Raw genomic sequence first — 25,618 nt, forward strand, 5'->3', positions numbered from 1 at the left:
GACCGCCACCGCTGATTCGATCCTCGAAAAGTTGCATCGACTTTGCTCACGTATCAGCGGGACAGCACACTAGGCGCAAAGCGCAGCCATAGCCCGTGCTATGGCGAGCATTTGCAACGCCGCAGACCGCCCAAACCAGGGTGCGCGGCGCGCGAAGGACTTGGTTTTGCGTTGCCCTAGGGCTCGGCGATCACACGGTTTTCTATGGTGCCGATGCCCTCGATCTCCACGCGCACCACATCGCCCACCTGCAGGTAGCGCGGCGGGTCCATCAGGCCGCCCACGCCGGCGGGGCTGCCGGTGGTCAGCACGTCGCCCGGCTCCAGGGTGAAGGCGGTGGTGAGCTCCACGATCATGTCTTCCACGCGGTAGGTCATCTCGCGGGTGTTGCCGTCCTGGCGCAACTCGCCGTTGACCCAGGTGCGCAGGCGCAGGGCATGCGGGTCGGGCAGCTCGTCGCGCGTCACGATCCAGGGGCCGAAGGGGCCGTGCGTGTCGAAGGACTTGCCCAGTGTGTGCGTGGGCGATCGCATCTGCCAGTCGCGCACGCTCAAATCGTTGGCCACCACGAAGCCGGCCACCATGTCCATGGCGTCCTCGCGGCGCACGTGGCGGCAGCGCCGGCCGATGACCACGCCCAGTTCGCCTTCGTAGTCGAACTCGTGCGAGACGCGCGGCAGGTGCACCGGCGCGTAGGGGCCGTTGACGCAGGTCACCTGCTTGTTGAACCAGGCCTGGCCGGGGTTGCGCACCAGGTTGACCTTGCGCGCCTCTTCCAGGTGCGAGGGGTAGTTGCCGCCCAGGCCCAGGTACTTGCGCGGCGCGGGGATGGGCGCGAGCAACTGCACGGCGGCCAGGTCCAGCCGGGGGGCGCTGGCGGCGGCGGTGCGGGCCCAGTCCAGCCCCGGCGGGCCCAGGGCGAGCAAGGCCATCAGGTCCCGGGGGGCGCCGGCGATGGCGCCCAGGTCGGCCACCGCGGCGCCTTCGACCACGCCATAGCCAGCGCGGCCGTCGATGGAGAAACTGGCGAGCTTCATGGTGCCACCGCCTCTTGCGCGGCGAAGAGCTGGGCGATAGCGGCCCGGGCCGAGGCCAGCGCGGCATCGCGCACCTCGGGCCCGCGGTTCACGCCCTCGGCGCGCACCACGTCGAAGCGGGTGATGCCCATGAACTGCAGGGCCGCGACCAGGTAGCGCTCCTGGAAGTCCTTGTCCTGCATCTGCGGCGGGGTGCTGTAGATGTTGCCACGCGACGAGGCGATGACCACGCGCTTGCCGCCAGCCAGGCCGCGCGGGCCCTGGGGGGTGTACTCGAAGGTGCGGCCGGCCTGGGCCAGCGCGTCGATCCAGGCCTTGAGCTGGGTCGGTACGCCGAAGTTGTACATGGGCGCACCGATCACGATGGCATCGGCCGCCAGGAACTCATCGAGCAGGGTGTTGATGTGCGCCAGGTCGGCCTGGCCCTGGGCGCTGGCGGGTTCGCTGCGCAGGCGCAGCGCAGCCACGGTCTCGGGCGTGAGCTGGGGCGGCACGGTCACCGCCAGGTCGCGGTAGGTGACGCGCACGGAGGGATCGGCAGCGCGCCAGGCGTCCACCGTTTCGCGGCCCAGCAGGCGCGAGACGGAGGCCGGGCCGGTGAGGCTCGAATCCAGGTGGAGAAGGTTGAAGGGGGTCATGGTTTTCTTGCACGAGCGGTGGAAAACCGATGATCGGCGCGCACCTCGTTCCAAACAACGGGGTCTGGCGCAACGCATCGTTCCTCCAATGGAACGATAATGGCGCAGATCATGGGCACGGGAGACACGCTATGGAAGACCTGAACGACCTGATGTTCTTTGCCAAGATCGTGGAGCACGGCGGCTTCAGCGAGGCCGGGCGGCGCCTGGGCGTGCCCAAGTCGCGCCTGAGCCGGCGCATGGCCGCGCTGGAAGAGCGCATGGGTGTGCGCCTGCTGCAGCGCTCGCCGCGGCGCATCACGCTGACCGGCGCGGGCCAGGGCGTCTACGAGCGCTGCCGCACGCTGGTGGAGCTGGCCGAATCCACCCACGAGCTGGCGCGCCAGGCATCGGCCACGCCGCAGGGCGAGGTGCGCATCAGCTGCCCGATCACGCTGGCGCAGGTCTGGCTCACGCCCATCCTGCCGGGCTTCATGCAGGCCTGCCCGCTGGTGCGCCTGCATGTGACGGCCACCAACCGCCGCGTCGACCCCATCGAGGAGCGCATGGACGTGGTGATCCGCGTGCGCCGCCCGCCCCTGCCCGACTCGGACCAGGTGGTGCGCAAGCTCGGCGAGTCGACCGATGTGCTGGTGGCCGCCAGCCGCCTGTTCGACACCCTGCCCCGCCCCCGCGAGCCCGAGGACATCGCCCGCCTGCCCACGCTGTCCTGGCCCGGCCGGGGCGAGCGCGTGGGCTGGAGCCTGGCCAGCGCCGGGCGCACGCTGGAGCTGCAGCATGTGCCGCGCCTGGTGACCGACGACATGTTCGCGCTGCGTGAGGCGGCCCGCGCCGGCATGGGCGTCGCCCTGCTGCCCCGGCGCATCTGCCAGGCCGATATCCGCGAGGGGCGGCTCGAACAGGTGCTGCCGCACTGGGCCTCGCCGCGTGCCGATGTGCTGGCCGTGTTCACCAGCCGGCGCGGCATGGTACCTGCGGTGCGCGCCCTGCTCGACTACCTGGACCAGAACCGCGAGGACGATACGGATGCATGAGCCTGCAGGAGATGGCCCTACTGGGTGATGCGCGCAATGGCCACGTGCAGCATCTGCGGTGTGCAGGGCTTGGGCAGCACGTCGAAGCCCATCTGGTGGATGTGGTCCAGCTGCTCGGCGTAGCCCGTCATCAGCAGCAGCTTCTGCGCGGGCCAGGTCTGGCGGATGTGCCGGGCCAGGCCCACGCCGTCGATCTCGCCGGGCATCACCACGTCCGAGAGCACCAGGTCCGGGCGCTGCCCCTCCTCCAGCAGCGTGCGCGCCTTGGCGGCGCGGTCCACGCGCGTCACCCGGCAGCCCAGCGATTCGAGGATGGGCACCAGCGATGCCGCCACCTCGTCGTTGTCCTCCACCACCAGCAGGCTCTTGCCCAGCGGGGCCAGGGCCGGTGCGGGGCCGGCTGCATCCTCGCGCGCCGCCTGCGGACCGGCGCCCGGAAAGAACAGGCGGATGCGGGTCCCCGTGCCCAGGGTGCTGGCGATCTCCGCGCGCCCGCCCACGCGCTGGCACATGCCGTACACCTGGCTCAGGCCCAGGCCCGTGCCCTCGCCCACGGCCTTGGTGGTGAAGAAGGGCTCGAACACCTTGCTGAGCAGCTCCGGCGGTATGCCGCTGCCCGTGTCGGTGACCTCGATGAGCACCATGGCGGGCATGCCCTGCCCGGCCTCGCTCTCGCTGGCGTTGCGCGCGCGGATCACCAGGCTGCCGCCCTGGGGCATGGCATCGCGCGCGTTGATGGAGAGGTTCAACAGCGCCAATTCCAGCTCCGCCAGGTCGAGCACCACGGGGGCGGTCGCGGGGTCCACCTGCACGTCCAGCTGGATCTGGCTGCCCAGCACCGGGGCGATCAGGTCCTTGGTGGGCGGCAGCTTGTCCTGCAGCACCACGTGCTCGGCCACCAGGGGCTGGCGGCGCGAGAAGGCCAGCAGCTGGCGTGTGAGGTTGGTGGCCGACTTCACGGCCCGCGCCATGGAGTCGATCTGCTTGGTGCCCACATCGGGCACGGTGCGCTTGAGCAGGTGCAGGTTGTTGCTGATGACCATCAGCGCGTTGTTGAAGTCGTGCGCCACCCCGCCCGTAAGCCGGCCCAGGGCCTCGAGTTTCTGCGCCTGCAGCAGGGCTTCCTCGGCGCGGCGGCGCGTGGCGATCTCCTTTTCCAGGCTCTCCGTGGTCGACAGGGCCGTGCGGGCATTGCGCAGCGCCATGCGGGCAGCGAAGAACAGCGCCGCCACGGGCAACGCGCCCAGCGCGAACAGGGCCCCCAGCTGGCGCAGCACCTCGTTGCGCAACGAGGTCAGGTTCATGCCCGTGCCCACGTACATCGGGTAGGCGCCGACCTTGCGGTAGGCAATGATCCGGTCCTGCCGGTCCACCGACGAAACGCCGCGCATCTGCGCCGAGGCCTCGCCCTTGAACAGCCGCTGCATCACCGGGCTGTCCGGCGCCAGCCGCTCGGGGGCATTGCCGACCAGGGGCCAGCGGGTGTAGATGGCCCCGTCCTCGCGGAAAAGGTTCACGGCCAGGCCGGGCTCGTCGGCCACCAGGTCGCTGTAGAAGTCCTGGAAATAGGCGCTCAGCAAGCTGACGTTGATGACCCCGCCGAAGTGGCCGTTGTGGTCCTCGTAGCCGATGCTGATGTCGACGATCTTCTCCTTGGTGGTGCGCGTGACCAGCGGCGCCGAAATGTAGCGCTGGCCCGGCGGCCGCAGGCGGTGGAACTGGAAATAGTCGCGGTCCGACACCTCGAAGACCGGCAGCTGCGCAAACCGGCTGCTGGCGATGGGCTTGCCCTCCGAGTCGATGATCCAGATGGACTGGATCTGCGGCTGGTCCTTGACCCTGGCGAGCAGGGCCGCATGCAGGTCCGCGGCATGGATGCGCAGCTCCTGCGGGCTGCGGCCGCTGACCATGGCCAGCACCCGGTCCTGCAGCGCCTCGGACGCGGCCATGACCTTGGAGGCGTGCTCGTGCGCCACCCTGAGCGAGCGGCTCACGCGCAGCTCGGCCTCCTCGCGCGCATCCACGTAGCCCACCGCACCGAACACCAGGTAGATGAACAGCGGCACGGCCACGCTCAGGATGACCAGCAGGCGCAGCCATTTCACCGAGGCCTGGGCTTTGGACTGGTTGTCTTCACGAGCCACTGCGGTATCCCATGTCGTGGCGCCCGGCAAGGCGCGCCCGTTGTTGTTTCAAAGCTGGCGCAAGCCCGCCGGTCCTGGGGCCCGCGGCAAGGCCCCCCAAAGTATCAACCAAAAATGCACTCCCCAGTCGGTACTGGGCTTGCGGCCCTTCAGCCCAGGCTGCGGGCCAGGTAGGGCGCCGTGCGGCTGCCCCGGCTTTGTGCCACCTGCGCCGGGGTTCCCTGTGCCACGATGCGCCCGCCCTCCTTGCCCGCGCCGGGCCCGATGTCCATCACCCAGTCGCAGGCAGCCACCACGCGCATCTCGTGCTCGACCACCACCACCGTGTTGCCGGCGGCGACCAGGCCATCGAGCTGCACGAGCAGGCGGTCCACGTCGGCCGGGTGCAGCCCGGTGGTGGGCTCGTCAAGCACGTAGAGGGTGCCGCCGCGCTGCGTGGGCCGCTGCAGCTCGGTGGCGAGCTTGATGCGCTGGGCCTCGCCGCCGCTCAGCTCGGTGGCGGGCTGGCCCAGGCGCAGGTAACCCAGGCCGATGTCGCGCAGCACCGCCAGCGGGCGCAGCACCTGGGGCTCCTGGGCAAAGGCGTCGCAGGCCGCATCCACCGTGAGGCCCAGCACCTCGGCGATCGACAGGCCGTTCCAGCGGATTTCCAGCGTCTCGGTGTTGTAGCGCGCGCCGTGGCAGGCAGGGCATGGCGCGTACACACTGGGCATGAACAGCAGCTCCACGCTGACGAAGCCCTCGCCCTCGCAGGTGGCGCAGCGGCCCTTGGCCACGTTGAAGGAAAAGCGCCCCGCGTCGTACCGGCGCTTGCGCGCGGCCGGCGTGGCCGCAAACAGCTTGCGCACCCCGTCGAACAGGCCCGTGTAGGTGGCCAGGTTGGAGCGCGGCGTGCGGCCGATGGGCTTCTGGTCCACCTGCACCAGGCGCCGGATGTGTTCGCTGCCGGCCGCAATGCGCCCGGCCTCAGGGCCCCCCAGGGGCGAGGCATCGCCGGCAGCGGCCTCGCCATCGTCGGGCACGGCCACACCCTCATCCTCGTCGGCCGCCAGCGGCCGGCCCAGGTGGGCGGCCACCAGCTCCAGCAGGGCCTGGCTCACCAGGCTGGACTTGCCCGAGCCCGACACGCCGGTCACTGCCGTCATGCACGCCAGCGGAAACGCGGCATCGAGCCCCTGCAGGTTGTTGCGCGTGATGCCTTCGAGCCGCAGCCAGCCCTGGGCGGTACGGGGCGCGCGGGCAGGCAAGGCAGCACCGGCCTCGCCGAACAGGTAGTGCCGGGTCTGCGAGCGCTGCACCTGGGCCAGGCCCGCCGGCGGGCCGCTGTAGAGCACCTCGCCGCCCTGCTCGCCGGCGGCCGGCCCCACGTCCACCAGCCAGTCGGCGCGGCGCATGGTGGCCACGTCGTGCTCCACCACGAAGAGCGAGTTGCCCGCCGCCTTGAGGCCCTGCAGTGCCGCCAGCAGCGCCTCGCCGTCTGCCGGGTGCAGGCCGGCCGAGGGCTCGTCGAGCACATAGACCACGCCGAACAGCTGCGACGAGAGCTGCGAGGCCAGGCGCAGCCGCTGCAGCTCGCCCGGTGAGAGCGTGGGCGTGCTGCGGTCCAGCGAGAGATAGCCCAGGCCCAGTTCGATCAGTGCCAGCACGCGCTTGCGCAGGTCGCCGGCCAGGCGCTGGGCGGCGATCACCTTTTCCTCGGACAGCCAGGGCGTGCGGTGCACGTCGGGGGCGGCGGCATGGGCGGCAGGCCGCTTGCGCCGGGCGCGGCCCGCGGGCGCATCGGGGGCGGGGTCGCCCTCGCCCAGCCGACCATCGGCGGCCGGCCGCAGCAGCTCGGCCAGCGCGGTGAGCGGCAGCTGCGACAGGCTGCCGATGTCGTGCCCGGCGAAGGTGACGGTCAGCGCCTCGGGCTTGAGCCGCTTGCCCTTGCACACCGGGCACAGCGTCCCCACCATGTACTGGGCCACGCGCTTTTTCATGAGCGCGCTCTGGCTGTGGGCAAAGGTGTGCAGCACATGGCGCCGGGCACCGGTGAAGGTGCCCATGTAGCTCGGGGTGAGCTTGCGCCGGATGGCATCCTTGACCTCGGCCACGCTGAAGCCCGCATACACCGGCACAGTGGGCTGCTCGTCGGTGAAGAGGATCCAGTCGCGCAGCTTTTTGGGCAGCTTGCGCCAGGGCACGTCCACGTCGTGGCCCAGCGTGGTGAGGATGTCGCGCAGGTTCTGCCCCTGCCAGGCCAGCGGCCACGCGGCCACGGCGCGCTCGCGGATGGTCAGCGTGTCGTCGGGCACCATGGACTGCTCGGTCACCTCGTACACCCGGCCCTGGCCATGGCAGTGCGGGCAGGCCCCCTGCGGCGTGTTGGGCGAAAAATCCTCCGCATACAGCATGGGCTGGCCGTCGGGATAGTGGCCGGCGCGCGAGTACAGCATGCGCAGCGGGCTCGATATCGCCGTGACGCTGCCCACCGACGAGCGCGTGCTCGGTGTGCCGCGCTGCTGCTGCAGCGCCACCGCGGGCGGCAGGCCGTCGATGCTGTCCACCTTGGGCACGCCGGCCTGCACGATGAGCCGGCGCGCATAGGGCGCCACCGACTCCAGGTAGCGCCGCTGCGCCTCGGCGAACAGCGTGCCGAAGGCCAGGGACGACTTGCCCGAGCCGGACACCCCCGTGAACACCACCAGCGCATCGCGCGGAATGTCCACATCCACGTCCTTGAGGTTGTGCTCGCGGGCGCCGCGCACGCGCACCATGCCGGGCAAGGGGGATACGGAAACCTGGTCGGGGTCAGCAGAAGGCATCGGGGCAAAGCACAAGGTCGGGGAACCGGGGCGACTATCCTAACGGGGACGCCCGCGGATCAGCCCTTGAGGGCGGAGCCCGGCTCGGCCAGCTTGCGGTGCTGCTCGGCCAGCACCTGTGAGGGCGTGACCTTGGCCATGATGGCCTGCAGCTTGTTCTTGAGGCCATGCACGACATCGGCCTCGCCGTCCATCATGGCTGCAAAGCCCACCTTGGCCACATCGGCCGGATCGGCCTTGCCGTCGTCGGCGCCCACCTGGGTGTCCAGCATGTCGGCGCGCGCGAAGAACTCCGTGTCGGTGGCGCCCGGCATCAGGCAGGTGACGGTAACGCCCGAGTCCTTGAGTTCGTTGCGCAGCGCCGCCGCGAACGAATCGATGAAGGCCTTGCTGCCGTTGTAAACCGCCTGGAAGCTGCCCGGCAGAAAGCCCGCGATGGACCCGGTGATGAGGATGCGCCCCCGGCCGCGGCGGCGCATCGGGTGACCCAGCTTGTGCAGCAGGTACAGGGTGCCGGTGATGTTGGTGTCGATCACATGCTGGATGTCGCCGAACTCCTGCTCCAGGAAGCCCTTGCCCAGGCCATGCCCGGCATTGGCCAGCAGTGCATCCACCGGCCGCCCGGCGATGGCGTCCACCAACTGGTCCACGCCCTGGCGGCTGGCCAGTTCGGCCTGCACCACCTGCACCGTGGCGCCGAGCATGCGCAGGTCGCTGGCCGCCTGGTCGAGCGCCTGGTCGGCCGCGATCACCAGGTCGAAACCATTTTCTGCACAACAGCGTGCCAGGTGGTAGCCGATGCCGGACGAGGCTCCAGTGACGACGGCGAGAGGACGGGTGGTTGTGGACATGGCAGCACTCCTGAAACGCACCATTCTGGAATGGCCCGTCGGGCCGGGCCGTCAGCGGCCAGCGCGATGCCCGGGGTGCACCGTCCTACACCCCGCCTGGCGGCAACAGAGTTGAGGCAAGACGGCCGCCATGTAGGACAACAGGCCGAAAGCGGGGAAACTGCTTCCTTCGCCCGGCCACCGTGATTACATTGCACCTGCCGTGCATGCCTTGCGTTTCAGAGCCGCAATGCATGCATGGTGCAAACTCCGCCAGGCGCAAGCTTGGGGGAGTTTTGTCTTTCAGGGAGGTGGGGGCGGTCTGCAGGCTGCGGCTCAGCGCACGGCGTTGTTCTTGAGCTCCTTGAGCAACAGAACCACCTGGTTGGAGGCGTGCCGGCAGCTGGTCTTGAGCACCTTCTGCGACTGCTGCAGATCGCCTGCCTGGAACAGGGTGACCACGGCGGCCGCCTGCTGGTGGAAGTACTTGTGCCGCGCCACCAGCATGCCAAAGGCAGTGTGCTGGCCCAGGCGTGCGCGCCCGGCCCCCTGCAGCCAGCGGCCGAGCTGGCAGCGGTGGTCCTGGCAGACCCGTTCCGGGCGCATCACCTCGGTGCTGCGGCCGTGGACCATGTCCTCCAGGCGCGCGCGCCAGTTTTCGTGCAGGGCAATGCCGGCATCGATCTCCATCTCCATCGCCAGGTGGTCGGCGTACTCGGCATCGAGCACGAGTTCGCTGGCGTTGTCCTCTGCGTTCCATGCCGCTTCCGGGCTGGATCGGACCTGCTCGCGGACCCTGAGCAGCCGGCTGAAAAATCCCATCTGCATTCCTCTTGTTCTTGTGGCGCCGGTGGACTGCCGGCCAAACAGGTAGCCTGTCGATCCGCGCGCCCCATCCACTGGGTGTCGAGAGCGCGGTGTGGATGCTGAGGCAAGCGCCTCCCGAAATCCATAACCCAAATGATCTAGCCGCACGCGGATTCAGGCCCCCAACGCCCCGTGCAGATCGAGGGCGTTGTCGGTCGCGGCGCCGCTGGCCGTGTTGTCGAAGATGCACCACACACTGCCGGCTTCATGGGTGGCGGCCTGCAGCCGTGCGGCCAGGGCGCCGATGAGTGCGCCGTCGTAGGCCGAGTAGTACACGCGTGGCGATCCGTGCAGCCGGCAGTACACCAAGCCAGGCCAGCCGCCGGGCGCCCGCCCCGGGTCATGAAGCACCGGGTCGGCCAGCACCCGGGCCGCGCGCCAGTGGGCCAGCAGTGCGTTGCCTTCCGGCGTGAACCAGCTGGCATGGCGCGGCTCGACCGCAACCCCGCCCTCGCCATGCAGGTGCCGCAGGCTGCGAAAGAAAGCATCGGTCACCGGCCGGTCGAGCGCCAGGCTGGGCGGTAGCTGCACCAGCAGGCAACCCAGGCGATCGCCCAGTCCCGCTGCCTGGCCCAGGAAGGCCTGCAGCAGGGGTTCGGTGTCCTTGAGGCGCGCCGTGTGCGTGATGCTGCGCGGCAGCTTGGCGCAAAAGCGGAACGCAGGCGGCGTGGCCGCGGCCCAGCGCTCGTAGGTGGTGCGCTGGTGCGGCCGGTAGAAAGACGAATTGATCTCGACGGCCGAAAGGTGCTGCGCGTAGCGCTGCAGGTGGGTTGCGAGCGGGTCTGCCGTGGCAAAACGGTGCTGGCTGCTGTGCGGCAGGCCCCAGCCGGCGGTGCCTACGAACAGCGGGGCCGCAGGGGGATCGCCCGCAGGCAACGGGCTGCGTCCGGCCTCGGAGGGCTTCATCCGGGAACCACGGACGCGCGGAACTTGGGACGGGGCTTCGCGCTGCGGGCGTAGGGGCGCCATGCATGCAGCGGCTGGGCAAGGCGGTCCGCCACCACCCTCAGCACGGCCGGATTCCAGGGCATCCCGCAATGGCTGCCTTCGATCTCGATGGATTCGGACCGCCCCGTGCGCTTCATGTCCCTGCACGCTTGCCATGCCACCACGCCGTCGCTACGGCTGTAGATCGACGTGGTAGGAACGGGGGGCGCCTGGCGCAACCTTGCCAGCAACGCCGGGTGCGATGGTGGCATGCTGCCGTTCAAAAGGCGGTAGACCAAACCAGCATTCGTGTGCTCCGCGGCACCCGCAAAAGGCGTTCCGATGGTGATCACCTGCCGCACGCGCGAGCGCAGCCGCTTGGCGACCTCACGCGCATAGATGCCACCCAAGCTCCAGCCCACCAGGCTGATGGGGGCGGTGTGGCCAGCGGTGCGCTCCCGAACGCGTTGCGCCAGCGCGTCAAGCCAGCCATCGATCTCGCCCTTGGGGCCGGTGTTGAGCCCCTGCCCCCAATCAAGGACGCGGTAACCCAGGCGCTCGCAAAATGCATGCAATGGGCGTACCACGGTGGCGTTGGTGGCCAGTCCCGGAAATACCACGACCGCATGCCGGTCGCCTCGGGGCAAGGCGGCTTCCCCCATCACATGGTGCCCCGCAAACTCCAATGCGGCGCGCACGGGTTCCAGCGCAAGCAACGCATACGAAGGGCGGCGGATGGGCGAGGTCGATCTGTGCATGAAGGCTCCGATGTGAATGGCCTCCATGGTGCGGCCACAAATGCCGGTGCAATGCACCATTTATCCCCCAGTTGGGGTCGGAGCGTTCTTACGCTGTCCACCCAATGTCGGGCGAGCCCCTTGCGATACTTGCCAGGAACTCACGCCCGGTTCAGGAACATCCGTGTGGCCTTGAGCCCCACGGGCGTCCAGTGCAGCGCCGGCGACATGGCCTGGACCAGCAGATCCCGCCGCTCGACGGCGTCCAGCGTGGGATAGCGCTGCTCGAAGATCTCGAGGTCCGTGTCCAGGGCCGCTGGCGCAGGCTCGGAGCGCCCCCCCTTGGCGGCCTTGAGCCGTTCGGCCACGCGAAAGCTCATCTGCCGCTTGCCCGTGGCCGGGGTGGCGCCGGTCTCGAAGGGCGCCCCATCGGCACTTGCCGCGCCACGGATCCAGTCGTGGATCACCTGCAGTTCGTAGGGCGAGAACACGCCGAACATCTCGGCACGCTCGCCCTGCAGCAGGTGCCAGAAGCGGCTGTCGGTCACGGGCTGGTTGCGTTTGATCCAGTGGGCCTGTTCAAGCACAGCCAGAAACGCAGGCAGGTCATCGGCGTTGGACAGCCAGTCGTTCACGCTGCGGCCGGCCACCTTGCAGAAGTCGGAATGCGCGCCATGGCCTGACGGCGCCTTGCGCGCCAGGATGGCCAGCACCTCCCTGTCGATGTCGAAGCCGTTGATCACGTCCAGCGTGCTGATCCCCACGTTGCCCAGCTTGGCACCTGCACGCACCCGACGCCAGTAGTCGCCACCATCGTCGATGCGCGGTGCGGCCTCCAGCGCTGCCACGCAGGCGCGCTTGGCATGTCCCGTGTCGGCATTGTCGACCGTGACGTGCAGCGTGAAATAGTAGGGGTCGATACCCAGTTCATTGAGTTCGTAGGCGGTGATGAGCAGGTGCAGGGGCAACTGCTCGTAGCCCAGGTTAAAGCCCACGATCTCGGGCAGGAAATCCTGCGAATTCCATCCCAGCGCGACCTGCACCAGCCCCTGCTGGTACAGCGCGTCGGGCAGGTCATCGACGGGGTCAAGGCCGTAGTGGGCGAGCAGCGCGCGGTACAGCTTCACGTGGTTCTTGTCGGCCAGGCCGTCACCCAGTTCTTCCACATAGGTGGTGACCAGGTCCGACAGGCGGGAGTTGTCCGCATGCGCGCACAGGCCATACAGCCACGACCCGTCGACCAGCTTGGTGGGCGCGACATTGCGAAGAAAGTACAGGGCGTGGGCCCGGTTGGTGAAGTACCGGCGTGGTGCGCCGGCCTTGCGGGCATCCAGGTAGGCCTGGTACTGGCCGTGGACCCGCAAGATATTGGACTCCATCCAGGCCATCAGATCGGCAGGGTGTGCGGGCAGATCGTCGTCGCCCAACTCCAACCCGTGCAGGGTCTCGCGCAGCAAGTCTGCAGCGGCCCCACGCTCCTGCGCGCCGGGGATATGGTTTGCCAGGCGGTCATAGAGGGGCGCGTAGAGCGCTGCTGCTTGTGCGCCCGGGGCGGATGCGATGGCGGCAAGGGAAGCGATGGTCGTTTCGGAACGTGGGCGTTCCTGCAAATGGAGGTACATGGTGTGTTGTCGTTGGATATGGCCTCAGGGTGGGCCCTTGCCATCTCCGCCACTATCGGGGCAAGGCTCCCATGGGCGTGGGCAGCCTCCTACGACCGCTGGCTCGCCACCCCTTGCGGCCAAAGAAATCTACAGATAGCCCCATTGCCGCAGACGGGCCAGGCTTTCATCCGATACCCGCGCACCGATATCGTTGCGGTAGCGCAGATTGGGCACGTAGACCTTGCGCGCCACGTCGAGCGCGCGAAGGCGCGCCGCCTCCACCGTCGGTGCGCACCCGGTGGCCACGCCCACGTAGCCGCAGGTGCCGCTGGTGACCAGGGAGCCCTGGCGCATCTCCACCTCGGCGAAGGCGATGGCCGCGCGCTCCGCGTGCGACAGGCTTTCGTCCAGGATCACCGGAATGCCCTTGGAGAGCTCTTCATATCCCTGTGCATAGGGAAACGGCGGTACGGTGAGCACCACGCCCACCGCAAAGCCAGGTACCGTGGCGAAGCGGGTGTGCGAGCGGCGAAGCATTTTCAGGAAGATCGCTTCCCACGGTTCCCGGTGCAGGCTTTCGCAGATGGCGTAGCCGGGATAGCCAAAGCGGCTGGTGAACTCCAGCGGCCACAGCCCTTGTGCGTTGGCCATGAGGTTCACATTGATGTAGCCGCAATAGCCGCCATCGCGCAGCACGCCCGCCAGGGGTTCCAGGACCAGCTCGCGCAGCCTGCCGCTGCCGCCGTAGCTGACCACCGTGCCCATCTCGCCCGTCAGCTCCCCCAGCTCCCCGGGAAAGAAGCGCTTGTGCTCGAAGTCGATGCATGCCGTCTCGAGAAACTCGGCACCGTTGAAGTACCCGCCCACGCCAATCTCGATGCCATCGATGTATTCCATGAGCACGAAATCCGGGGAGGGCACGGGTGCTTCGTGCGCCGCGTAGAACTCCAGCAGCGCGGCCAGGTCGCTGCTGTCGCCCTTCTGGGCAATGTAGCTCCTCGTGCGCGGGCTGGCGGCGCCGTTGAACTTGAGCACGAAGCGCTGGCGCCGGGCGGCGAGAAAGTCCACGGCCTGGCGGTAGGAGGTGAACGAATGGCTTGCCGCAGTGCGCAGGCCAGCCTGCCGGAGCACGGACTGGCCATACTCGCGCTCGGCCTCCAGCCGGTCGCCCAGGGCGCTGCCACCGATGACCTGGAAGCCTTGCGCCCGCAAGGCGTCCTGCACTTCGCCCTGGTCCGCTGTCTCGAAAAGGATCAGCCCCTCGGGCCCGGCCTGCCGGACCCAACCGAGTTCCATGTTCCAGTCGTCCGTGCGCGTGAGCATGCCCGCGAACACGCCATGGCTGGCCGGATCACGGACGAACACCCTGACCTCGTGCCCCCGCGCCTGCATACCGCCGTACATGGCGGCCAGGTCGTTGCTGGCCCCGATGCCCAGGATCCTCATGCTGCCGGCTTGTGCACCACCAACCCGATGGCGGCGATCCGGTCCACCGGGGCGTACTCCGGCCGGTCGAGTTCCTCGCCAAAGACATCGGGGTCGATCTCGCGCCGCGTGAACTGGCAAGCCGCGCGTGCTGCCGTGGCAGCAGCCCACTCGGAAAAGGGGTCCACCCCCTGTACCACGGCGGAGCCTGTATACAGGATGACCCGGCCACCAGGGCGCAGGTGGGCGATGGATTGTTCGAGGATGCGCTGCGAGAGCCCTTCGCCATAGTCGCCGCCACCGTGCCGGTAGGTGCGCTTGTCCGCATCGACCAGGTACGGCGGGTTGGAGACGATCAGATCGAAATCGCCCAAGACATCCTGGAACAGATCGGTCTGGGCGAAGGTGCAGCAAGTGCTCTGCGCAAGGCGGGCATTGGCCTGCGCCAGCACCAGCGCCTGGGGATTGATGTCCGCAAGCACCAGCTCCTGAACGCTGTTTGCGGCCGCGCGCGCCGCCACGATTCCACCCGGCCCACCGCCGCAGCCCATGTCCAGCAACCGGCTCGCGGCCCCCACGGGGCGCACGGCCAGTTCGGATCCGATCAGGGCCGCGAACCGGTAGGTATCGGGGCCGAAGAAAACCGCATCCTCCTGCAGCGTGGGAAACCCCGAGTGGGCATACAACCCACCGGCCAGGCTGCTGTACCGCACGGCGCTTTGGTGCAGGCCGCCCTCCAGCTCCGCGATGAGCTGTGCTGACACCAATTTCTCCGATAAAAGCGCTGGCAGCAGCGCGCCATCGAAGGGCAGGTTCCAGCCAAAGGCATCGCGCAGATCGCGCGCCGGCAGGTCGCCCCGGTTGCGCAGCACCCGCTGGTGGGTCAAGGGCGTGACCGTCGTGAATTCGTAGTTACGGGCTTGCAGGTAGGCGCCCAACTCGACCAGTGCAGCAATGCAGTGTTCGTCCATGGCGTGGTCAGCATCCCCGGTACGGGTAGGCCTCGAAGCGGTTTCCCAGGCATTTTCCCAGTTCGCTCTGCGGAATATCCGCCGTTGCGGCAGGTACCTTGGCAGGGGCTTCGACCCCCTCCACCAACCCCACGGCGGCAGACGCCCCATAGGCGACCATGGCCAAACCTGCGCCGATGAACGACACGGCGCTGGCCGCGGGGGGAAATGGCTGGAACATGGTGACCTCCAAGGGGTGTCGAGAGCACATCATGTTCCCAGGCCAATAGGCTGCCCTGTAGGAAAAGTGGCAGAACCCCGGTCATCGGGGCAGGACGTTCATCACCTCTTTGAGCGGAACTCGCGAGCGCCGGACAGGGCGACACCCTGGCCGGCATCATCGCCGTTGTCTTACCCCGGGTACCGTGACGCGCTGAAAGAATGGACCGATCCGGCGGACATCACCCGCCAAGCAGGAGCAGGCCATGACCACGCATACCACCCAATCCCCTTCCTCCTGGCCATTCCCGGCTGCCGACCATTTCCGAGCCGCCGCCACCCGCCCGGAGCCCGAACCTGAGGAACAGGACGACACACCGGACCATGTGGAGCAGGAGCTCGTGGACGAGCAACTCGAACGCGACCGCAAGGCCTCGCGGGCCGTGGACAGCAAGATTCCCGGCCGCAGCGCCCCACCGTGAAGGCGCTCGCAGGCCCCGCAGACGGCGCGGCGGCTGGGGCCGCCAAGCCCCTGCCCCGCCGACCGCCGCTCACTGGATCAGGTTGTTCTTCAGTGCGTAGTAGGTCAGGTCACTGTTGGAATCGAGGTGCAGCTTTTCCATCAGGCGTGTGCGGTAGGTGCTCACGGTCTTCACGCTCAGCGACAAGTCTTCGGCGATCTCGCCCACGTTGGCGCCCTGGGCGAGCTTGAGGAACACCTGGAACTCGCGCTCCGACAGGTGCTCGTGCGCGGGCCGTTCGCCGGGGCGGTTGAGCTGCTGGGCCAGCAGTTCGGCCACGGTGGGCGTGAGGTAGCGTTTGCCCAGCGCGATGACGCGGATCGCCTCGACGATTTCGGAGGGCTTGCACTCCTTGTTGAGGTAGCCGCTCGCACCCTGGCGGATCAGGTTGATGGCGTAGTGCTCTTCGGGGTAGCCGCTGAGGATGAGGATGCCCATGTCGGGCGCCTTGGCGCGCAGCATGGACATGGCATCAAGGCCGCTCTGCCCGGGCATGGCCAGGTCCATCACGAGCACGTCGATGTCGTGCTCGCGGATGAGGTCGATGGCTTCGCGCCCGTTGCCGGCTTCTCCTTCCACCCGCAGGTCCACGTGGTCGGCCAGGAACTGGCGCAGGCCTGCACGAACGATTTTGTGGTCATCCACGATGCCGATCTTGATCATTTTGGTTTTTTCTATGGTTGATGAGAAAGCTGAAATGGGGTGAATTCGGTTCAGTCCTTGGCGCTGTAGCCCAGCAGGCGCATGGCGCCCGACAACGAGACGGCGGCCGCCGCGTAGCCCTGCCAGGGCGCATTGCCCTGGCGCAGGCGCTCGCCTACGGTGCGCACCGTCCAGTGCGCGCCGCTGGTGAGCGCGTCCAGTTCCTTCCAGGCCACGGGCACCGAAATGCCCATGCCCTCGCGCGAGCGCGCGGACCAGGCGCTCACGGTGGTGGCCCCACGCCCGTTGCGCAGGTAGTCCACGAAGATCTTGCCCACCCGGTTGCGCGGGCCGCTCTTGGCAACGAAGCGCGCGGGAATGGTCTCGGCCAGGTGCTGCACCACGGCCTGCGAGAAGCCCTTGACCGTGTCCCAGCCCTGCAGCCGCTTGATGGGCACCACCACGTGCAGGCCCTTGCCGCCGCTGGTCTTGAGGAAGGCCGGCAGGTGCAGCTCCTTGAGCATCACCTGCACCAGCTGGGCCGCCTGTTGTACCTGCTCCCAGGACACGCCCTCGCCCGGGTCCAGGTCGAAGGTCATGCGGTCGGGGCGCTCGATCCGGTCCTTGCGCGCGTTCCAGGTGTGGAACTCCAGCACGTTCATCTGCGCGGCCGACAGCAGGCCCTCGGGCCGGGCCACTTCGAGCAGCGGCGCATGGCCTGCGTCGAGCGCCGGATCGAGCAGCGCCACGCCTTCCATGCTCCCCTTGTCCAGGTGCTTCTGGAAGAACAGCTCGCCGCCCACGCCGTCGGGCGCGCGCACCAGCGAGACGGGCCGGCCCTTCAAGTGTTCCAGCATCAGCTGCGCTACGGTGGCGTAGTAGCGCACCAGCTCGATCTTGGTGATACCGGTTGTGGCATCGATCACGCGGTCGGGGTGGGAGATGCGCAGCGCATCCGGCAGGGATGCCGCGGCGGCCGTGGCCTTGCGTACGACCGGTGGTTTCTTCTTTTTCTCGATGGCGGCCATGGCCTGGGGTTTCTCCTGCACGATGGCTTTGGCGGGCTTGTCCGCGCGCAGGCCATGGAACACCGAATGGCGAATGCGCCCTTCCTTGGTCCACTCGGCAAACGACACCTCGGCCAGCAGGCGCGGCTTGACCCAGTGGGCCGGCTTGCCAACTGCCGTGCCCTCGGGGAACGGGCTCTTGGCGGTGGTCAGCGCGGTGAGCTGGGTGTGCAGCTCCCGCAGCGTGCGCTCGCTGAAACCTGTGCCCACGTTGCCCGCATAGCGCAGCGCGCCATCGTCGCCATGCACGCCGAGCAGCAGCGATCCGATGCCGGTGCGCGAGCCCTGGGGATCGGTGTAGCCGCACACCACGAACTCCTGCCGGTGGCTGCACTTGAGCTTGATCCAGTCGGCATTGCGCCGCGAGGCATAGGGCGCCGACTTGCGCTTGCCGATCACGCCCTCGAAACCCAGGTGGCAGGCCGAGGACACCAAGTCCGCAGGCTGGGCCTCGAAGCTTTCGCTGAAACGCACGCGGTCGCTGGCCCCCTGCTCCACCAGGGCGCGCAGCCGCTCGCGGCGCTGCGCCACGGGCAGGCCGCGCAGGTCGTGCCCGTCGGCATAGGGCAGATCGAACGCATAGAACACGAGGTCCTTGGCCACGCTGGCATCGAAGGCGTTCTGCAGCGCCTGGAAGTCGGGTGTGCCGTGTTCGTCCATGGCCACCACTTCGCCGTCGAGCCAGCCCGAGGACAGCGGCAGCGCGCCGATGGCCTTGACCAACTGCGGCATGCGGTGCGTCCAGTCGTTGCCGTTGCGCGTGAACAGGCGCACGGAGCGGTTGTGCACCCGCGCCAGCAGGCGGTAGCCGTCGAACTTGAGCTCCCACAGCCAGTCGCTGGTGTCGGCCGGGGGCTTGTCCACCAGGGTGGCCAACTGGGGTGCCAGGGTGTCGGGCAGCGGCACCTTGGCCAGCTTCGCGGCGCGGGCCGGCGGTGCTTCGGCGCGGGCGATGCCTACAGCCCCAGGGGGAGGCAGGGGCGCGAGCGAGGTCACGCTGTCGGGCATCTCCTCGACGATGCTGAACTCGGCCGCAGGGCGTTCGAAATCATCGTGCTCCTTGATCAGCAGCCAGGGGGCCTGTTTTTCACCGCCCTTGCCATGCATGCGCACCAGCGTCCAATGGCCCTTGAGCTTGTGGCCGTGCAGCGCGAACTTGAGCTTGCCCTTGCGGTAGCCCTCGGCCGCATCGCCCACGGGCACCCAGTAGCCCCGGTCCCAGACGATGACCTTGCCGGCACCGTACTGTTTGGGAGGGATCTGGCCTTCGAAGCTGTTGTACGAGATGGGGTGGTCCTCCACCTGCACGGCCATGCGCTTGTCGGCCGGGTCCAGGCTCGGGCCCTTGGGCACGGCCCAGCTCTTCATGGTGCCATCGAGTTCCAGGCGCAGGTCGTAGTGCAGGCGGCTGGCCCAGTGCTTCTGGATCACGTACTGCAGCGCCGGCCCGCCCGCCTCGCCGCCCTCGGCCGGCTCGGGCGTGATGGCGAAGTTGCGCTTTTGCTTGTAGAGAGCGAGCGAGTCGGCCATGTGCGGGTCTTTCGCCATGGCTCAGGCCGCCCGGCGCGCAGGCGCCTTCTTGGCGACCGTTTTCTTGGCGGCTGCCTGCTTGGCTGGAGCTTTCTTGGCAGCGGGCTTGGCCGCCGCCTTTTTCTTCGCGGCGGGCAGCGGCGTCACGGATGCCGCCTTGCCCTTGGCGTCTTTGGCCGTGGCCTTGCCGCCCTTGCCCTCCAGGCTGCGCTTGAGCAGTGCAGTCAGGTCCAGCACATCGGCACCGGCCGGGGCGCTTTCCTTGCCACTGTCGACCTTGACCACCGTGGCGGTCTCACCCGAGGCCACCTTGGTCTCGACGAGCTTGTGGATCTCCTGCGCGAACGAGTTGCGAAAGCCGTCTGCGTCCCACGGTTGGGTCATGTCGTCGATGAGCTGCAGCGCCATGTCCATCTCGGCCGGCTTGATGCCGGCGGCCTTGGCATCCAGCGGCGGCAGGTTCAATTGCTCGAACGAGCGGATCTCGCCGCCCCAGCGCAGCAGGTTCAAAATCAGCGCGCGCCCGCAGGGGATCAGCACCGCCAGGTGCTGCTTGGTCTGGATGACCACCTTGGCCACGCCCACCTTGTTGCTCTGGCGCAGGGCCTCGCGCAGCAGCGCGTAGACCTTCTCGCCGCGCTTGAGCGGGGCCGTGTAGTAGGGCCGCTCCAGGTAGACGAAGGGGATCTCGTCGGCATCGAGGAAGGTCTCGATCTCGATGGTCTGCGTGATCTTGGGGTAGGCCGCGGCGATTTCTTCGGGCGTGAGCACCACGTAGTGCCCGTCCTCGTACTCGATGCCCTTGACGATGTCGGCCGTGGCGATCTCCTTGCCCGTGACCTTGTTCACGCGCTTGTAGCCCACGGGCTCCATGGAGCGCTTGTCGAGCCAGTCGAAGTCGATGCCCGAACTCACCGTGGCCGAGTACAGGCCTACGGGAATGTGCACCAGGCCAAAGCTGATCGCCCCCTTCCACATCGTGCGGGTGGAGGTGGGTGCCTTGCCTTCATCTTCTGTTGCCCGGGCCATCGCGCCGCCCTCTTCAGCGGGTGTGGCTCAGGTACTCGCGCAGCTGCGCCTCGGTCACGCCCAGGCTGTTGCACCAGTCGCGCACTTCGTAGTGCTCGCTGAGGTTGATGAAATGGCGGTCCTGTGCAGTCTTGTCCTTGTCGTCGCTCATGGCGCTTGTCCTTTCCAGAAGGTGCTCTGGAAAGTAACACCCGCCCAGGGGCGGCCTTGTAGGACAGCAGCCGCTCCGCCTCCCGGCCAAGCGCCCGAAATCGGGCTAGGAGACTGGCAGCCGGATGTTCAGGTGCGGCCCGGCCGTGAGGTCGAACACATCGGCCTTCGCCAGGTCGGGGCTGTGGTGGAACTGCGCCTCGATGTACTCCGCCGTGAGCTGGCTGGCGATGGCCTCCAGCAGGGCATGGGCCGTGTCCAGCCCGCCGGCTGCGAAGCCGTTGCCCTCCAGCGTGTAGCTGTAGCGGCCATTGCGGTGGCTGACCAGTGCCAGCGCGATCAGGTGCCCCTCGGTATCGCCCGCGTACACCCGCCCCCCTGGGTAAAAGAGGGTGTAGCAGCGCACTTTCTGCAGCTGGTCCTGACCGGGCGCGTGGGAAATGGCAACCTCCGGAGGTGGGCGGGTTGAAAAGCATGTGGGCTGCGGCGGCAACCGACCTGGCAAATTCTGCGGCGTGAACCGCGTCTGCGCAAGGGCCGGTGCCCACCGCGCAGCGCAATCCGGTCGTGTCCTACAGTGAGGCGGTCAGGGATTTCCTACGATGCTTACGTCCGGTCACGGCCGGAGCATCGCCAGCCCTTCATTCCATCTCCACCTGATCGCGCACCGATGGCCGCCACCCGTAAAAAGCAGAAAGCCCCGCCCACAACGCCCGCCGGCATTGCCAAGTCGCCCACCGGCATCTCCGGCCTCGATGAAATCACCGAAGGCGGCCTGCCCGCCGGGCGCCCCACCCTGGTGTGCGGCGCAGCGGGCTGTGGCAAGACCATGCTGGCCGCGGAATTCCTGGTCCGAGGGGCTACCGAATACGACGAGCCCGGCGTGTTCATGATGTTCGAGGAGTCGGCCGAGGAACTGGCCGAGAACATGCGTTCTCTGGGCTTCGACCTCGAAAAGCTGCAGCGGCAGAAGAAACTGGCACTGGACTTCGTGCGCGTGGAGCGCAGCGAGATCGAGGAGACCGGCGAGTACGACCTCGAAGGCCTGTTCATCCGCCTGGGCTATGCCATCGATTCGATCGGTGCCAAGCGCGTGGTGCTCGACACCGTGGAGGCCCTGTTCGCGGGCGTGCCCAACCATGCCATCCTGCGCAGCGAACTGCGCCGGCTGTTCCGCTGGCTCAAGGACAAGGGGGTCACGGCCATCATCACCGCCGAGCGCGGCGACAGCGCCTTCACCCGCTATGGACTGGAGGAGTATGTAGCCGACTGTGTGATCCTGCTGGACCACCGCATCGCAGAACAGGTCTCCACCCGACGCCTGCGTGTGGTGAAGTACCGCGGCTCGGCCCATGGCACCAACGAGTACCCCTTCCTGATCGGCCGCACCGGCCTGTCGGTGCTGCCTATCACCTCGCTGGCGCTCAACCACCAGGCCTCACGCGAGCGCGTCTCCACCGGCATCGCCGGCCTGGACGACATGCTGGGTGGCCGAGGGGTATATCGGGGCAGCAGCCTGCTGGTCTCGGGCGCGCCCGGCACGGGCAAGAGCAGCATTGCTGCCAGCTTCGCGAATGCCGCCTGCGCACGTGGCGAAAAAGCCGTGCTGTTCGCCTACGAGGAATCCGAGAGCCAGTTGCTGCGGAACATGGAGTCCATCGGACTGAACTTGCGCCGTTGGGTAGACAAGGGCCTGCTCAGGATTGAATCCACGCGCCCCACCCTTCAGGGCCTGGAGCAGCACCTGGTGCACATGTACGACCTGGTGCGCGAATTCGCGCCCAGCGTGGTTGTCGTGGATCCCATCAGCAACCTGACCTCGCAGGGCGATGACGCCGGGCTCAAGATCACGCTGATGCGGCTCATCGACTTCCTCAAGACTCAGGGCACCACGGCGCTGTTCACCAGCCTGACGGCCGATGCGGCCAACACCCCCCTGGCCACCTCGGAGGTCGGCGTGTCCTCGCTGATGGACAGCTGGCTGCTGCTGGCCAACGTGGCCGTCAACGGCGAGCGCACGCGCACGCTGCAGGTGCTCAAGTCGCGCGGCATGCCGCACTCCAACCAGGTGCGCGAGTTCGTCTTTTCCGACACGGGCGTGGACCTGGTGGACGTGTACCTCTTTGGCGACCAGGTGCTCACCGGCACGGCACGCATCGCCCACGAGGCACAGCTGCTGGCCACCAACGACCTGCGCGGGCGCGACCACGCGCGCCGCCTTCGCGACCTGGCCAACCGCCGCAAGACACTGGATGCGCAGATCGCGGCCCTGAATGCGCAAGCCCTGGAGCGCGCCGGCGAGGTGGAGTTCGAGATCGAGCGCGAGCAGCTGGAAGCCCAGGGCGTGCAGGATCGCGCGCGCAGCATCGCGGCCAGGCGCGGCACCAGCGGCAGCGGCAGCGGCAGCGCCGCCAGCAAAACCGCCGCACGCAAAGGCTGACTTCCATGGCAACAATCACCCCCCTGCGCGAAAAGGCATCCGCCACTTCCGCCAAGCCCGAATGGCAGCTCAGGCTGTACGTGGCCGGCTCCACGCCCCGCTCCGCCGCCGCGCTGGAGAACCTCAAGCGCCTGTGCGAGACGCACCTGGCGGGCCGCTACAGCATCGAGGTAGTGGATCTGCTGGTCAACCCGCAGCTGGCGGCCGGCGACCAGATCCTGGCCGTGCCGACGCTGGTGCGCAAGTTCCCCGAGCCGATCCGCAAGATCATCGGCGACCTTTCGAACGAGGAGCGCGTGCTCGTCGGGCTGGACGTGAAGCCCCTCGTCTGAACCCCATGACCGAAACCCGCCATGTTGCGCACCGCGATCAGCCAGCCGAGGTTTCGCCCCTCAACGACTACCGGCTGTATGTGAGCATGGCCTCGCCCATATCATTGCGTGCCATCGCCAACGCGCGCCGTATCCTGCAGGAGGCCTATCCCGGCGCGCACCAACTCACGGTGTTGAACATCGCCGAGAACGTAGATGCGGCGCGGGCCGACCAGATCATCGTGTCGCCCACCCTGCTGCGCCTGGCGCCGCTGCCGCAGCGCCGCTTTATCGGTGACCTGTCGGACCTGGGCCGCTTGCGCAAGGCCTTCGGCCTGCTGCCATCGCCGGGGGCCGTATGACGGCGGACGCATTCGAACCTTCCCCGAGCCTGGGCAGCGAGGGCGACCTCACCGCCGAGAACGCCACCCTCCGGTTGCGGCTGCAGGAGCTGGAGGAAACGCTGCACGCCATCCACACCGGCGACGTCGATGCGCTTGTGGTGAACAACGCCATCTATACCCTGGAGAGTGCGCACGCGGCCACTGACCAGTTGCGCCAGGACGTGCTGGGCCAGATGGAGGACGCCGTCTTCGCCTTCGACCAGGACGGGCTGGTGATGTACGTCAACACCGCCGCGGAGCGGCTCTACGGCGTGCAGTCCTCCGACGTGCTGGGCCAGCCCCGGCAGTTCATCTTCACCGAGATGCCCGGCAGCGGCGGGGAGGACTCCGCTGTGAGCGCCCCCGGCGCCCCCCTGGCCACGTTGGGCACCGTGCACCGCGTGAACGATGGCCGGCTGATCGACGTCGAGGCCGTGGTCTCGCCCCTGCTCGGCCCGCTGGGCCGGCCCCTGGGCTCGCTGGCCGTGGTGCGCGACGTCACCCAGCGCCGGCGCGCCGAGCATTGGCGCAACCTGCTGGCGCGCCTGCCTGAGCGGCTGCGCGAGGTGGGCGAGCTGCCGGCCATCGCCGCCGAAGGCGCGCGCCTGCTGGGCGAAGCACTGCGCGTGGACCGGGCCTGCTACGGCAGCATCGACGCCACGGGCGAGCTGTGCACCATCGACCAGGACTGGAGCGGCCATGGCCTGGCCACGCTGGCTGGCACCTGGCGCGTGAAGGACCTCGCCTCCTTCTCCGATGTGCTGCGGCGCGGTGACCCCCTGGTGGTGGCCGACACCGCAGCCGACCCCGCCCGCTACCCCCGGGGAACGCTAGATACCCAGGGGGTGGGAGCCCTGCTGAGCGTGCCGCTGATCGAGCAGGGCCAGCTCGTGGCCATCCTCTTGCTGCACTACGGCGGCACGCGCCAGTGGACGCTGGAGGAAGTCGACTTCGTGCACGAGTTCGCCGAGCGCATCCGGTCGGTTTCCGAACGCGTGCGCAGTGCCAACGCCCTGGCACTCAGCGAAGCACGGCTGCGCGATGTGAACGAGAATCTCGAAGCCGCCGTGGCGGCGCGCACGGGCGAGCTGATGGCCGTGGAAGAGGCACTGCGCCAGTCACAGAAGATGGAGGCCGTGGGCCAGCTCACGGGCGGCATAGCCCACGACTTCAACAACCTGCTGGGCGCGGTGAGTGCCAGCCTGCAGGTGCTCAAGGTGCGCATGCGCCAGGGCAAGCTCGACCAGGCAGAGCGCTACATCGCCATGGGCCAGGACTCGGTCAAGCGCGCAGCGGCGCTGACCCAGCGACTCCTGGCCTTTGCCCGGCGCCAGACACTGGACCCCAAGGCTACCGACCTGAACCGCCTGGTGGCCGGGCTCGAAGAGCTGGTGCGCCGCTCGGTCGGGCCGGACGTGCAGGTCGAATGCACGGCGGCCGAGGCCCTGTGGACCACCCGCGTGGACCCTTCGCAACTCGAGAACTCGCTGCTCAACCTGTGCATCAACGCGCGCGACGCCATGCTGCCCGGCGGCGGGCGCCTGGCCATCGCCACTACCAACATCGCGGCCACGGACGGTATGGTGCGCAGCCAGGGCCTGCCGGTGGCCGACTATGTGTGCCTGTCCGTCACCGACACCGGCTCGGGCATGCCGGCCGAGCTCATCGAGCAGATCTTCGACCCCTTCTTCACCACCAAGCCCACGGGCCAGGGCACGGGCCTGGGCCTGTCGATGGTGTATGGCTTCGTGCGCCAGTCGGGTGGCCACGTGCGCGTGCAATCCGAGGTGGGCGTGGGCACCACCATGCGCCTGTACCTGCCACGCCACGACGGTCAGGTGCTGGAAGACGCGGCGGAAAGCCCCACCGACAGCGTGCAGCAGGGCGATGGCGAAACCATCCTGGTGGTGGAGGACGAAAGCACCATCCGCACCCTGACGGTGGAGGTGCTCAAGGACGCCGGCTACGTGGTGGTAGAGGCCCACGACGGCCCCAGCGCCCTGCGCACCCTGGCTTCCATGCGCCGCGTGGACCTGCTGCTCACCGACGTGGGCCTGCCCGGCGGGCTCAACGGCCGCCAGGTGGCGGACGCGGCACGGCAGGACCGGCCGCAGCTCAAGGTGCTGTTCATCACCGGCTTTGCCCAGAACGCTGCCGTGGGCAATGGCCTGCTCGATGCGGGCATGGAAGTCATGACCAAGCCCTTCGAGCTCACGGCCCTGGCCCGCAAGGTGCGCGACATGATGGATGGCCAGACCGACCGTACCCGGGCCGCACGCTGACCCTGGCCCGTACCTGGCGGTGGTCCTGCCAGTACCGGCTGGGTTGG

General features: G+C 68.3%; 23 protein-coding genes. 6 read left to right on the forward strand and 17 right to left on the reverse strand.

The features are described from left to right. Window positions 1-176 precede the first annotated feature (176 nt). Window positions 177-1,037: a fumarylacetoacetate hydrolase family protein gene (locus AC07PA_RS28035; protein ID WP_494608067.1), complete on the reverse strand. Its 861-nt coding sequence runs from the start codon at window positions 1,035-1,037 to the stop codon at window positions 177-179. After that, window positions 1,034-1,675 carry an FMN-dependent NADH-azoreductase gene (locus AC07PA_RS28040; protein WP_494608065.1) on the reverse strand — a complete coding sequence of 214 codons (642 nt, stop codon included), beginning with the start codon at window positions 1,673-1,675 and terminating at the stop codon, window positions 1,034-1,036. The genes AC07PA_RS28035 and AC07PA_RS28040 overlap by 4 nt, the downstream gene beginning before the upstream one ends. Window positions 1,676-1,806: 131 nt before the next feature. On the opposite strand from AC07PA_RS28040, the gene AC07PA_RS28045 reads away from it, so the two are divergent. Further along, the gene (locus AC07PA_RS28045) at window positions 1,807-2,709 is read left to right on the forward strand and encodes a LysR family transcriptional regulator (protein ID WP_494608063.1); all 903 of its coding nucleotides are present in this window, start codon (window positions 1,807-1,809) and stop codon (window positions 2,707-2,709) included. A gap of 17 nt (window positions 2,710-2,726) precedes the next feature. On the opposite strand, the gene AC07PA_RS28050 is transcribed toward AC07PA_RS28045, so the two are convergent. The 10 genes from AC07PA_RS28050 to AC07PA_RS28095 all read right to left on the reverse strand — a co-directional run bounded on the left by AC07PA_RS28050 (window position 2,727) and on the right by AC07PA_RS28095 (window position 15,238). Beyond that, entirely contained in the window at window positions 2,727-4,853 is a 2,127-nt protein-coding gene (locus AC07PA_RS28050; protein WP_494608060.1) for a hybrid sensor histidine kinase/response regulator family protein, read from the reverse strand. Window positions 4,854-5,002: 149 nt separating this feature from the next. Further along, window positions 5,003-7,657: an excinuclease ABC subunit UvrA gene (locus tag AC07PA_RS28055; protein ID WP_494608058.1), complete on the reverse strand. Its 2,655-nt coding sequence runs from the start codon at window positions 7,655-7,657 to the stop codon at window positions 5,003-5,005. Window positions 7,658-7,716: 59 nt separating this feature from the next. Further along, on the reverse strand, window positions 7,717-8,508 hold the full coding sequence (locus AC07PA_RS28060) for an SDR family NAD(P)-dependent oxidoreductase (protein ID WP_494608056.1): 792 nt from the start codon (window positions 8,506-8,508) through the stop codon (window positions 7,717-7,719). Between the two features lie 315 nt (window positions 8,509-8,823). Beyond that, complete coding sequence (locus AC07PA_RS28065) at window positions 8,824-9,309, reverse strand: CZB domain-containing protein (protein WP_494608054.1); 486 nt, start codon at window positions 9,307-9,309, stop codon at window positions 8,824-8,826. Window positions 9,310-9,468: 159 nt separating this feature from the next. Then, window positions 9,469-10,260: a DUF72 domain-containing protein gene (locus AC07PA_RS28070; protein WP_494608052.1), complete on the reverse strand. Its 792-nt coding sequence runs from the start codon at window positions 10,258-10,260 to the stop codon at window positions 9,469-9,471. After that, window positions 10,257-11,066 (reverse strand): hypothetical protein, encoded by an 810-nt coding sequence (locus AC07PA_RS28075; protein WP_494608050.1) that lies wholly within the window; start codon window positions 11,064-11,066, stop codon window positions 10,257-10,259. The genes AC07PA_RS28070 and AC07PA_RS28075 overlap by 4 nt, the downstream gene beginning before the upstream one ends. A 113-nt stretch (window positions 11,067-11,179) precedes the next feature. Beyond that, window positions 11,180-12,640, reverse strand: a complete 1,461-nt coding sequence (locus tag AC07PA_RS28080; protein ID WP_494608048.1) for an iron-containing redox enzyme family protein — start codon at window positions 12,638-12,640, stop codon at window positions 11,180-11,182. A 129-nt stretch (window positions 12,641-12,769) separates the two neighbouring features. Next, complete coding sequence (locus AC07PA_RS28085) at window positions 12,770-14,068, reverse strand: phosphoribosylamine--glycine ligase (protein WP_494608046.1); 1,299 nt, start codon at window positions 14,066-14,068, stop codon at window positions 12,770-12,772. Then, entirely contained in the window at window positions 14,065-15,018 is a 954-nt protein-coding gene (locus AC07PA_RS28090) for a methyltransferase (protein ID WP_494608045.1), read from the reverse strand. The genes AC07PA_RS28085 and AC07PA_RS28090 overlap by 4 nt, the downstream gene beginning before the upstream one ends. A gap of 7 nt (window positions 15,019-15,025) precedes the next feature. Beyond that, the gene (locus AC07PA_RS28095) at window positions 15,026-15,238 is read right to left on the reverse strand and encodes a hypothetical protein (protein ID WP_494608043.1); all 213 of its coding nucleotides are present in this window, start codon (window positions 15,236-15,238) and stop codon (window positions 15,026-15,028) included. 244 nt (window positions 15,239-15,482) lie between these two features. Here AC07PA_RS28095 and AC07PA_RS28100 point away from each other — a divergent pair, with 244 nt between their 5' ends. Beyond that, window positions 15,483-15,698, forward strand: coding sequence for a hypothetical protein (locus AC07PA_RS28100; protein ID WP_494608041.1), 216 nt, complete (start codon window positions 15,483-15,485; stop codon window positions 15,696-15,698). 69 nt (window positions 15,699-15,767) lie between these two features. Here AC07PA_RS28100 and AC07PA_RS28105 read toward each other — a convergent pair whose 3' ends face one another. The 5 genes from AC07PA_RS28105 to AC07PA_RS28125 all read right to left on the reverse strand — a co-directional run bounded on the left by AC07PA_RS28105 (window position 15,768) and on the right by AC07PA_RS28125 (window position 20,561). Next, window positions 15,768-16,400 carry a response regulator gene (locus AC07PA_RS28105; RefSeq protein WP_007857152.1) on the reverse strand — a complete coding sequence of 211 codons (633 nt, stop codon included), beginning with the start codon at window positions 16,398-16,400 and terminating at the stop codon, window positions 15,768-15,770. Window positions 16,401-16,450: 50 nt separating this feature from the next. Continuing rightward, entirely contained in the window at window positions 16,451-18,994 is a 2,544-nt protein-coding gene (ligD, locus tag AC07PA_RS28110; RefSeq protein WP_494608039.1) for a DNA ligase D, read from the reverse strand. A gap of 3 nt (window positions 18,995-18,997) precedes the next feature. After that, a complete protein-coding gene (gene ku / locus AC07PA_RS28115) occupies window positions 18,998-20,005 on the reverse strand; it encodes a non-homologous end joining protein Ku (protein ID WP_494608037.1) in 1,008 nt (335 codons plus the stop codon). A gap of 13 nt (window positions 20,006-20,018) precedes the next feature. After that, a complete protein-coding gene (locus tag AC07PA_RS28120) occupies window positions 20,019-20,156 on the reverse strand; it encodes a DUF3606 domain-containing protein (RefSeq protein WP_494608035.1) in 138 nt (45 codons plus the stop codon). Window positions 20,157-20,261: 105 nt separating this feature from the next. After that, window positions 20,262-20,561, reverse strand: coding sequence for a hypothetical protein (locus AC07PA_RS28125; RefSeq protein ID WP_494608033.1), 300 nt, complete (start codon window positions 20,559-20,561; stop codon window positions 20,262-20,264). A 264-nt stretch (window positions 20,562-20,825) separates the two neighbouring features. Between AC07PA_RS28125 and kaiC the strand changes: the two genes are divergently transcribed. From kaiC to AC07PA_RS28145, 4 genes are read left to right on the forward strand one after another with little or no spacing between them, the layout of a single operon-like run. Then, a complete protein-coding gene (gene kaiC, locus AC07PA_RS28130; RefSeq protein WP_494608031.1) occupies window positions 20,826-22,595 on the forward strand; it encodes a circadian clock protein KaiC in 1,770 nt (589 codons plus the stop codon). A gap of 5 nt (window positions 22,596-22,600) precedes the next feature. Beyond that, window positions 22,601-22,927 carry a circadian clock KaiB family protein gene (locus AC07PA_RS28135; RefSeq protein ID WP_007857158.1) on the forward strand — a complete coding sequence of 109 codons (327 nt, stop codon included), beginning with the start codon at window positions 22,601-22,603 and terminating at the stop codon, window positions 22,925-22,927. A gap of 5 nt (window positions 22,928-22,932) precedes the next feature. Further along, window positions 22,933-23,268 carry a circadian clock KaiB family protein gene (locus AC07PA_RS28140; RefSeq protein WP_494608029.1) on the forward strand — a complete coding sequence of 112 codons (336 nt, stop codon included), beginning with the start codon at window positions 22,933-22,935 and terminating at the stop codon, window positions 23,266-23,268. Continuing rightward, window positions 23,265-25,571, forward strand: a complete 2,307-nt coding sequence (locus AC07PA_RS28145) for an ATP-binding protein (RefSeq protein WP_494608027.1) — start codon at window positions 23,265-23,267, stop codon at window positions 25,569-25,571. The genes AC07PA_RS28140 and AC07PA_RS28145 overlap by 4 nt, the downstream gene beginning before the upstream one ends. The last annotated feature ends 47 nt before the right edge of the window (window positions 25,572-25,618 follow it).

The organism is Acidovorax sp. GW821-FHT09B03 (assembly GCF_059418305.1).